The organism is Luteococcus sp. (assembly GCF_043424415.1).
In the GTDB taxonomy this organism is placed as follows: domain Bacteria; phylum Actinomycetota; class Actinomycetes; order Propionibacteriales; family Propionibacteriaceae; genus Luteococcus.
Genome location: NZ_JBHWOO010000199.1, coordinates 1 through 8,297, shown reverse-complemented (window position 1 = coordinate 8,297; position 8,297 = coordinate 1). Strand labels below are relative to the sequence as shown.

Sequence of the window (8,297 nt, the reverse complement as noted above, 5' to 3'; positions counted from 1 at the left end):
CCGTGGAGCGAAGCGACCGAAGCGCGGGGCCCCGGGCGCGGGGCCCGGCCCGGGCGACCCGCCCGCGCCGAAGGCGCCTTGAGTCAGTAGGGACAGTTCTCACGACGCGTCGAAGTGCGTGACATTGCTCTCATGCCGAATTGAGGGTTTGGTCGAAATGGAAGGACCAGCACGCTCGCAGTCCCGTAACGTCGTGCTCATGACCTCGTCGTTACCCTTGGACCTGACATCCGATGCTGTCTTCGACCATGTGCGAGTGAGCGACAATGAGCTCGTCGGATACATCGCCATGACCGACGACGGAGACTTCGTCCCCTTCGACCTGTTGCACCGACCGGCCGGACCGGCTGGCGACCTCGTTGACGCCGAGCACACCCTCGAGTCCATCGGCCTCACGCTGCTCGCCCAGACCTACGAACTCACCCGCGACGGTCGAAACATGCGCGTCGGCATCAAGGAACTCAACCGCCATGAGGTCATCGTCAGCCCCCTCGCCGGCGACCTCGACCCTGGAGCCGAACCCGTCGATCTCACGGCCCGGTGGACCTACCCGCTACCCGCAGCCGAGTTGTCTCCCGAGACGGCCTGAGCGCTGTTAGCAGCTCACTCCTCTGCCGCGTTGGGTTACTGCTCCAACGTTCGGTGCCCCAAGGACATCTGGAGTCGCACTAGGTAGCCGTCGGGGTCCTGCACGAGGAACTGGCGAACCCCGGCCTCCTCGCTCGGGCTAATGCGGTACCACTTCTCCTCCGGCTCCATGAACAGTGGCCAGCCCACCTCGCTGAGTTGCCTGAGTTGCACGGCAACATCGGGCACCGAGATCTGGAAGTTGATCCCGCGCCCCAAGGGCGGATCGAAGGGCGCCGTTCGCCACGTCCTGCCGATGTCGGCTTGGTCGAGTATCAGGTGGGCGTCACCTAGGGCGAGGTAGGCGAAGCCCTCCTCGGGTCTGTCGTAGAGCACCTCGAAGCCCAGCAGGTCACGCCAGAACCGGACAGACACAGTGCAGTCAGCTACGGCCAGCTCGGGCACAAGAGACGGTTCAGCACTGAGGTTTTCTCGCCAGGGCTGCCTGTAGAGCATCGGCAGTGATGCTCTGGCAAGGGGTGATGGCCGACTCGGGTGGGTGCATGCGGGTCGGGTGGTGCAGGATCGGTTTCTGCCAAGACACCGTCCCCGTATCAGAACCGAGCCCGCATGCTGTCTTATCGTGCCACTCTTGACCTTCCCGACACCATCGTGCGGCGCATCTCCGAGTGGCTGTCGGCCCACCGACGCCGACATGGCCGGCGCCCATGGCAGCGCGCCAAGTCCTGCTGGACCCAAGCGGTCATGTTCTGTCGCTGGATGCTCGACGCCACCGCGATCCACCGCCTGGCACGCGACCACGGCCTGTCCCAGGCCACCTGCTACCGCTACCTCCACGAAGCTCTCGACGTGGTCGCCGACCAGGCACCCGACCTGCACGAGGTCCTCGACGAACAACATGCCCACGGCGCGGCGTTCGTCTGCCTCGACGGCACCCTGATCGCTACCAACGCCGTCCACATCCCTACCGATAAAGGGAAAACCACCGATGCGTGGTACTCGGGAAAACACCACCGCCACGGCGGCAACACCCAGGTCCTCACCGACCACACAGGTTTCCCGATCTGGACCTCCCCGGTATCCCCGGGCGCGACCCACGACCTCACCGCCGCCCGACAACACGTCCTCCCCGCGCTCTACCCAGCCGCAGCCCAAGGGCCTGAAGACACTCACCGACAAGGGCTACCAAGGCGCAGGAATCGGCATCCTCCACCCCATCAAGGGCCACGGCCTGGCACCCGACACCGTCGCCCGCAACCGACTCATCACCCCAACTCCGCGCCCCAGCCGAACGAGCCAACGCCATCCTCAAACGCTTCAAGGCCCTCCAGAAGGTCACCCTCGACCCCTGGCGAATCACCGCCATCGTCCGCTCAGCCCTCGTGATCGCTACTCACATGCGAGGAGCCTGGTGAGAAAACCTCACTGTGGCACCCACGTAGTGACCGCCATCAAACGAACCTATGCGGTAACCGGCGAAACTACAGTCGCCACAGACACGACAGACCAAAAGGGCAAGCACTCGACTGCCGCATTCACAGAACTCTCGAGGCAGGGTGTAGAGCCGACCAATGCCCGATTCTAGGCGAGGATGCAGTATCTCGCTGCACTCCGGATTGCTGCACGCCCAGAGACCGCGAATTCCCCGGGCAAAAATGTGGGTTCTGAACGGAATCTGTCCAACTCGGGGCGTCTCGAGCGAAGTGAGCGCCTCCACCATCCGCTCATCGGTCCAACCCAGGCGATCGCGAACCGTGCTGAGACGCGCGGCGCGGTACTGCCCCTCATCGTCGCGGCAGGCCAACGCCAGAGCCAGATCAACGGGTTGTTCGTCTGCTGACCCGTCTGGCCGGAGTTCCCGAGGTTGTCCTCCGATGATGTCAAAGGTGCTCCTTGGGACACCGAAGAAGCGTTCGAGGAACTGACCGCCGGATTCGTCCATCGACGCACTTGTCCCGATGATCCTCAACTGCGAGGAATCCGCCGACAGCCCGAGCCGATTGATGAGATTGCGCAGAATCATTCCGACTTCAGCGCCTTGAGTGCCCCGATAGAGGTGGAGTTCATCTACGACCAAGGTGAAGACATGTCCTGGATCAGACTCGAGCCACCGACGTGTCTTCTCGAAGATTGGCTGTTCCAGCTGGCGCATCAGCATCACGTTGAGCATCGAATAATTCGTCACCATGATGTCGGGCGGAGTGGCCCACATGTCCCAGCGTGTCACCATCTCGCCGACCCGAGGATCCGGGAACTGGGCCAGATCTGCTTCGGACAGCGTCCCGAGCCGGTCGAATTCCGACTGCATCGCGCGGATCTCCTGGGCCACTTGTGCAACATGCGCCCGATTCCGCGCCTCAACAGGATTCTTCGTCCCCCCGTGGGTGGCGGATGTGTAGCGTCCGAACCAGATGGTGGGACCACCGGCTGCGCGGATGCGGCGCAGCGCTCGACGAAGGCGCGCCACTTGGTCCTCGACAAGGGCATTCATGGGATAGAGCACCATCGTCCTCATCGCCGCCGGCCGGGACTCCCGACGGCTCGGTTCCCATCTGTTGCCGGTCCACCAAGGCTGCGTGCTGTCGGACGCTTGGGTCCAGGAGCGCGACTCCATCAGCAGCCGCGCAAGTACCGGCAACAGGAAGGCCTCTGTCTTGCCAGAACCTGTACCCGCGGTCACGACCGGATTCCATGGATGACCTCCAGCCAGGGCCATCGCCAAGGATTCAGCCTGGTGACTGCGCAGCTTGAAGACCGAAGGGTCATCACACCGGAACAGGGCATCGATCAGCAGATGCGCCTCGCTCGGCAGCAGGCTCGCTTCGACACAGGCGTCCAGGGCCGGCACAGTGCCGTCATAGGGCAGCACCGGTTCCAGCAGTGGTTCCCGCAGGAGGACACCTTCCCGGGTGAGCAGTTCTCGACGCTCGTCACGGATCCCTGGATCCTTGATCCAGAAGGCCGTGTCGATGTAACGGATCAGCGCATCCTGCACGTCCCGCACGACGGAGAGTGGTGTGGCCATGTCAGTCCTATGTGGTGAAGAGGTGGGCGATGTGCTGGGCCAGCTCTGCCGGCACGGCGTGGTACTGCAGCAGACGTCGGCGTTCCACGACGTTGGGCGCAAGACCCGACGCCATCACGACAGCCCGCCCATAGAGTCCTGGCAGGTCACCCCCCAGGGGTACCGTCAGAGTGCCCCGCCGTGGATCGTGGGCAAGATAGGGCGGCGCTCCCTCGATCCAGGCCCCGATGTGCTTGCTGAGGTAGACATCGGAGATTGCGACGGTGCCGTCCTTGACGTCTTGTTCAGTTCGTATGTAGTCCTCGGTCGTGAAGCGGGACACCCGGTAGGCGCCCGGCCCTTCCATGGACTTCATCCGAACCCATGTGGTCCTGTTCACGTCCCACCGTCGAATCTGCCGATTCTCGGTAAGCGGCAATCGGGCCCTGCGAAGCCCTCGAACCACTGTCGACAGCGGGGGCAGGAGAGGAGCCAGATCACGCCATCCGTCGCTCCATTCGACGGCGTCCCCGATACTGTCCACAGCGGACCGCAGCGCACTCTCTTCCAGAGCGTGAATGAGCCACCGTGAGGGCGCGCCCTTCTGCTGGACCTGCTCCGTGACGGCCCCGACTGACTCGGCGGCCTCCAAAACCGCATCAGTCAACGTTGGCGGCCAGTATCCCGCCAGATACCAACCGTCCTGACACCTCGTGAGGGTTGACGGTCTGATTTCCCACCGCTGTGGGCGCATGGTCATTGGATCAAGCTGGAGATCAATGTGCCCCAGAGTCTGGAGGGTTCGAGCGAAGAGGTTCACTTGAAGAGCTGTCGGTTCGATGCGGAAGGCAAGCCGCTCCAGACTCCCCCAACTACCCCCGCCCACGGCACCCAATGCGTCCCAGATCAGGTCCCAAGGTTGGGCATCGGCCACGGCCACAGGCGGCAACACCGTGACATCGTTGATGCGCGTCTCCCGTCGAGCAGCCGTCCCCCGGTTCTTGGGCAACTTGGTGGGATAGCGGCGTTCCAATCCACATCCCGTACATCGACCGACCGTCCATTTCGACAAGGGACGATTGCGAGAATCAAGAGGCACCGCGTCGATCTGCTGGCGATGTGCGCCTGTGTAGATGCACGACTGCCGGTCCGGCTCCGGCGCCTTGAACACTCCTACGGATTGCGACGAACGGTCGGCTCCGCCCCACCACGGCTTTGGAGAAAGGGCGAATGGCAATAGATCCCCGCCCTGCCCCAGCGCTCGGGCACCGTAGACGAGATCCCCATCCGGACGTGGCCCTTCATCAGCGAGCACGGCAGCGAGCGGCTCGTCGGGGACGTGTCCCACGGGGGTGACGCGTTCCCACTGGGATTCATCAACAAAGTCACCCGAGCCAAGCGTCATGGCTCGAGAGGTCATCACATTGTGTTCCCCGTCGAGCACCACGATGCGATAGCGTCCTGCTTCCAGATTCTGCTCCGCCATGGGGATCGTGAGCACCCCGGCACCGTCGTCGCTCCAAGTCTCCAGGAGTCGGTTGTCACCGGGCAGCTTCAGATCTTCCAGCTCCACTCGGAAGCCGCCCCCCACGTCACTCACCACCCGCACCTCGGGTGCTTCTTCCACGTGCCATCGATTCCGAGAACGTCCCGGGAGCGCAAGGCCTCCAGCCAACACCAGCTGTGTGGATGTCGGCGGAACGAGCCTCGCCAAGTCATCAACCTTCTGGGCAGGCAGCAGCGTGGGCGGAGGGAAACTCATGATTTGGACGCCTCGCACGAGGAACCCACCCATCAGGGAGTCCCTTGATGCCCTCCTCCAGCACCTCCCATCCAGGACGAGCCACTTGTTCCAGGAAGGACTGCAAGCGCGCTACCAGATCGACGTGGGCCAACAACAGGTGGTCGTCGCTCAGCATCGCCTGGTCCACCTCCTTGAAGCCGTTGCCCAGCTCGTCCTTGCGCAGCACGACCAGCCGACGTGGCCTACGCCTCACGACGGTGTGAGTCAAAGAGTCCTTCACCTCAAGGAGACCGGTGATCAGATTCTCGCTCCCCAACTGCCCATGGTCACCTAGTCGCAATGCGCCCAAACCGTCGGGGATGAGGGGCACGGTCGCCGCTGCCCCCTCCGTCGCGATCGTGGCGTCCCTGGCCTCGTGCGGATGGAAGGCGTAGACGATGGCGGAGACATCCAGCTTCCGGGTGGGGAAGGTGCGCCACCCGGCGCGCAGAATGATCCGTTCACCTAGATCGCCGCCATCAGTGACGACTCGTGCATCCGCAACACGTCCATCCCAGTTGGCGAGTTCTGTGGCCGTGATCTCAGCAATCCGATCCCTGGTCGCTGGTTGCTGCCACAGTCTCTTCAAGGAGTCGGTTGCTCGGCAGTCCTGACTTGAGATCCACTCATCGAGAAGATCCACCAGCCCTCCACCAGTGACGAGAGCGCCTGGTGCCAGGTGCCGACTGACGAAGAAGGAGCGCAACCGCTCCCTGTCGATCTTGCGAACCAATGCCTGGGACAACGCGTAGCCGACGTGTGCGTGCCGCAGCGGGAAAGCCGTGGGTTCGCCCCTTGCGCCGTCGAGCGAGCTCAGCCACGTATTCAGGTCTTTCCAGCAGTCGGCAGCGATGCTGACATAGCCTTCTCGCACCCGATCGCCGTCATCGATTCCCAGAATCTTTCCGAGGCGGCCGTAGTAGTTGGCAGCGCAGAACTCTTCGTCTTGCGCCATCTCCTCGGCGGCGAGGCTGAATACAGCCAGCAGAGCCAGGTATGGAGGGTCCTCGGCGTTTCCCTGCTGCCGGCGGGTCTCGTGGAACCGTTGAAGCCGGTAACGGTGGTAGCGAAAGGTCTCCCGCCTGGATCCTGTGCAATCCAAGGTCTCTGCAACAGCCCGGAACAGGCGAGTCTCCACCTCGGCCACCGGCACTCCGACCGCTTCTGCCAGCCCCTCCAGTTCACCGGCTTCGAGATCCAGATAGACTGGTACTTCGTCCTCCCTGACAGGGAAGAGCACCTCGGCAATCGCTGCATTCCAGGCGTTGTAGTGCTCAACGGCCCGCACATTCGGCACCGCTCATCTCCTTTGATCTTGTGCCTGTTCCATCGCCACATGCACCATCTGGCGGACGGTGAGGATCACGTTTCGTCCCGCAGCAGCTGGCCGTCCAGGACCTCTGCGAGGTCCTGTTCAACTTGGACCATGAGGCGCTCGTCATCAGTGACATCGGCAACGTCATCGCTGGATGCAACGCCGTACTTTTCTTGGAGGAATCGCTGGCGATAGAGGTGCTCGGCGGTGTCCGCGACTCGGCCCAGGATCCGTGCATTCATCCCGGCCCCCGCGAGCACTCCTACCACCGGCACCGCTTGGGCAAGCTTTCTCTGCGTGAGTCGCAGTCCCAATGTCTTGTAGACCGCTCGGACGAGTTGGGTGACGACGTTCTTGTTCAGCTGCTCCCATGTCTTGCGGCGAGCGAGGTCACCCATCAGTCTGTTGACGGCCAGGCACGCTGCCTGCTTGCTGGCCCCATCGCCGTTGGTCATGGCTGTGCCCAGAACGGCCGACGCGAAGAGTTGCTCGTTGGGCAAAGACGTGTCATAGCCGTAGTAGGCAGCGGTGTGCGCCACGACGCGGGACGAAGCTCCCAAGACGGCGGCAGCGTCGGCAGCCATCGTTGCGACCAAAGTGCTGGCACCAGGGAGCGCGCCCACTCCCCCCGCAACGGCGCCACCTGCAGCGGCGACCGCCCCACCCGACATCACGAATCCGGCCGCGGCACCCTCAGCCGTAGCGGCCCCGACATAAGCCAGATCTAGACGGGGCATCACCTTCATCACGGCGCGTAGATCAAGGTCACGGATGTCCTCGAGTTCTTTTACCTCATGGCCACGCTTCACGAAGACCTTGATCACGGATTCGCGTCGCACCGAGGCGTCCGATGCCTTCGTCAAGGTGTCGACCAAGGCCCCAAGTGAGTCAGCGAAGGTCCTTGCCACCAAATCTGCACCCGGGACTTCCTGAGCTCGTGTTCTGGCCGTCGAGGCCAGGTCGCTGCCTCGATCAATGAGCCCTTGCACTCTGGATGGCAGAGCTCTGGTGACGCGCTCGGTGGGCTTCGACCACTTCTGGATCTCGAGCCACTGCTCCAGCTCGAAGGGGGTCATCCTGGTTGTGTCGACGGGGGTGGCCATTGTGCTCCGAATGCTTCAGGGGAGGGGATCTCGAAGCTATCGAGGGAGCCGTCCAGCCAGAGCTGAGCAACGCTCACCTTCAGCCATTCTTATGCTTTCAGCCATAGAAATGGCCTCCGAGTGCTCCCGTCGCCCTGGGCCGCGACGCCGCCGAGGAGACCGCCAACCACGTCACCGCCGACTACCGCTTCGTCGAGCTCGATGCCAGCCATTGGCTGTCGAAGGAGTGCGCCGCTGAGGTGGCCGAGGAGATCGTGCGCCGGGTCGGCGCCTAGCCTTGTCAGACAGGGAATCCCTCAGAATTCGAACTCCCCGCGGCCGCATACGAGGTCTGGGTGCCGCGCCGGGTGACGGAGTCGGCGGCATAGGCATTGGCGCGCCGCAAGGCCTCCAGCGGCTCCAGCCCGGCGACCAGGCCGTGGGCGAAGCAGCCGATGAAGGCATCCCCGGCACCGGTTGAGTCGACCGCCTCCACCTGCACGGGCTCGACATGCTGCACGCCCG

7 protein-coding genes and 1 pseudogene are annotated in these 8,297 nt (G+C 63.5%); 2 read left to right on the top strand and 6 right to left on the bottom strand.

What is annotated here, in order from left to right; genetic code table 11:
- Positions 1-256 precede the first annotated feature (256 nt).
- On the top strand, positions 257-589 hold the full coding sequence (locus tag ACHFFZ_RS11470) for a hypothetical protein (protein WP_394276746.1): 333 nt from the start codon (positions 257-259) through the stop codon (positions 587-589).
- Positions 590-624: 35 nt separating this feature from the next.
- Here the strand turns inward: ACHFFZ_RS11470 and ACHFFZ_RS11465 are convergent, their stop codons facing one another.
- A complete protein-coding gene (locus ACHFFZ_RS11465) occupies positions 625-1,083 on the bottom strand; it encodes a bleomycin resistance protein (RefSeq protein ID WP_394276745.1) in 459 nt (152 codons plus the stop codon).
- A gap of 114 nt (positions 1,084-1,197) precedes the next feature.
- Between ACHFFZ_RS11465 and ACHFFZ_RS11460 the strand changes: the two are divergent.
- Positions 1,198-2,003 (top strand): annotated as a pseudogene (locus ACHFFZ_RS11460) (transposase family protein).
- Here ACHFFZ_RS11460 and ACHFFZ_RS11455 read toward each other — a convergent pair.
- The 5 genes from ACHFFZ_RS11455 to ACHFFZ_RS11435 form a co-directional block, all read right to left on the bottom strand.
- Entirely contained in the window at positions 1,982-3,613 is a 1,632-nt protein-coding gene (locus ACHFFZ_RS11455) for a DEAD/DEAH box helicase (RefSeq protein WP_394276744.1), read from the bottom strand. The pseudogene ACHFFZ_RS11460 and the gene ACHFFZ_RS11455 sit on opposite strands and share 22 nt — an antisense overlap.
- 7 nt (positions 3,614-3,620) lie before the next feature.
- Positions 3,621-5,219 (bottom strand): hypothetical protein, encoded by a 1,599-nt coding sequence (locus ACHFFZ_RS11450; protein ID WP_394276743.1) that lies wholly within the window; start codon positions 5,217-5,219, stop codon positions 3,621-3,623.
- A 91-nt stretch (positions 5,220-5,310) separates the two neighbouring features.
- Entirely contained in the window at positions 5,311-6,672 is a 1,362-nt protein-coding gene (locus ACHFFZ_RS11445) for a hypothetical protein (protein ID WP_394276742.1), read from the bottom strand.
- Positions 6,673-6,737: 65 nt separating this feature from the next.
- The gene (locus ACHFFZ_RS11440; RefSeq protein ID WP_394276741.1) at positions 6,738-7,766 is read right to left on the bottom strand and encodes an EcsC family protein; all 1,029 of its coding nucleotides are present in this window, start codon (positions 7,764-7,766) and stop codon (positions 6,738-6,740) included.
- Positions 7,767-8,073: 307 nt separating this feature from the next.
- The coding region (locus tag ACHFFZ_RS11435) for a PfkB family carbohydrate kinase (RefSeq protein ID WP_394276740.1) at positions 8,074-8,297 on the bottom strand (224 nt) is incomplete at its 5' end.

Bases quoted from the DNA above. Each gene is read 5' to 3' on its own strand.
- ACHFFZ_RS11455 (WP_394276744.1), bottom strand. From the start codon at position 3,613: ATGGCCACACCACTCTCCGTCGTGCGGGACGTGCAGGATGCGCTGATC.
- ACHFFZ_RS11465 (WP_394276745.1), bottom strand. From the start codon at position 1,083: ATGCTCTACAGGCAGCCCTGGCGAGAAAACCTCAGTGCTGAACCGTCT.
- ACHFFZ_RS11440 (WP_394276741.1), bottom strand. From the start codon at position 7,766: ATGACCCCCTTCGAGCTGGAGCAGTGGCTCGAGATCCAGAAGTGGTCG.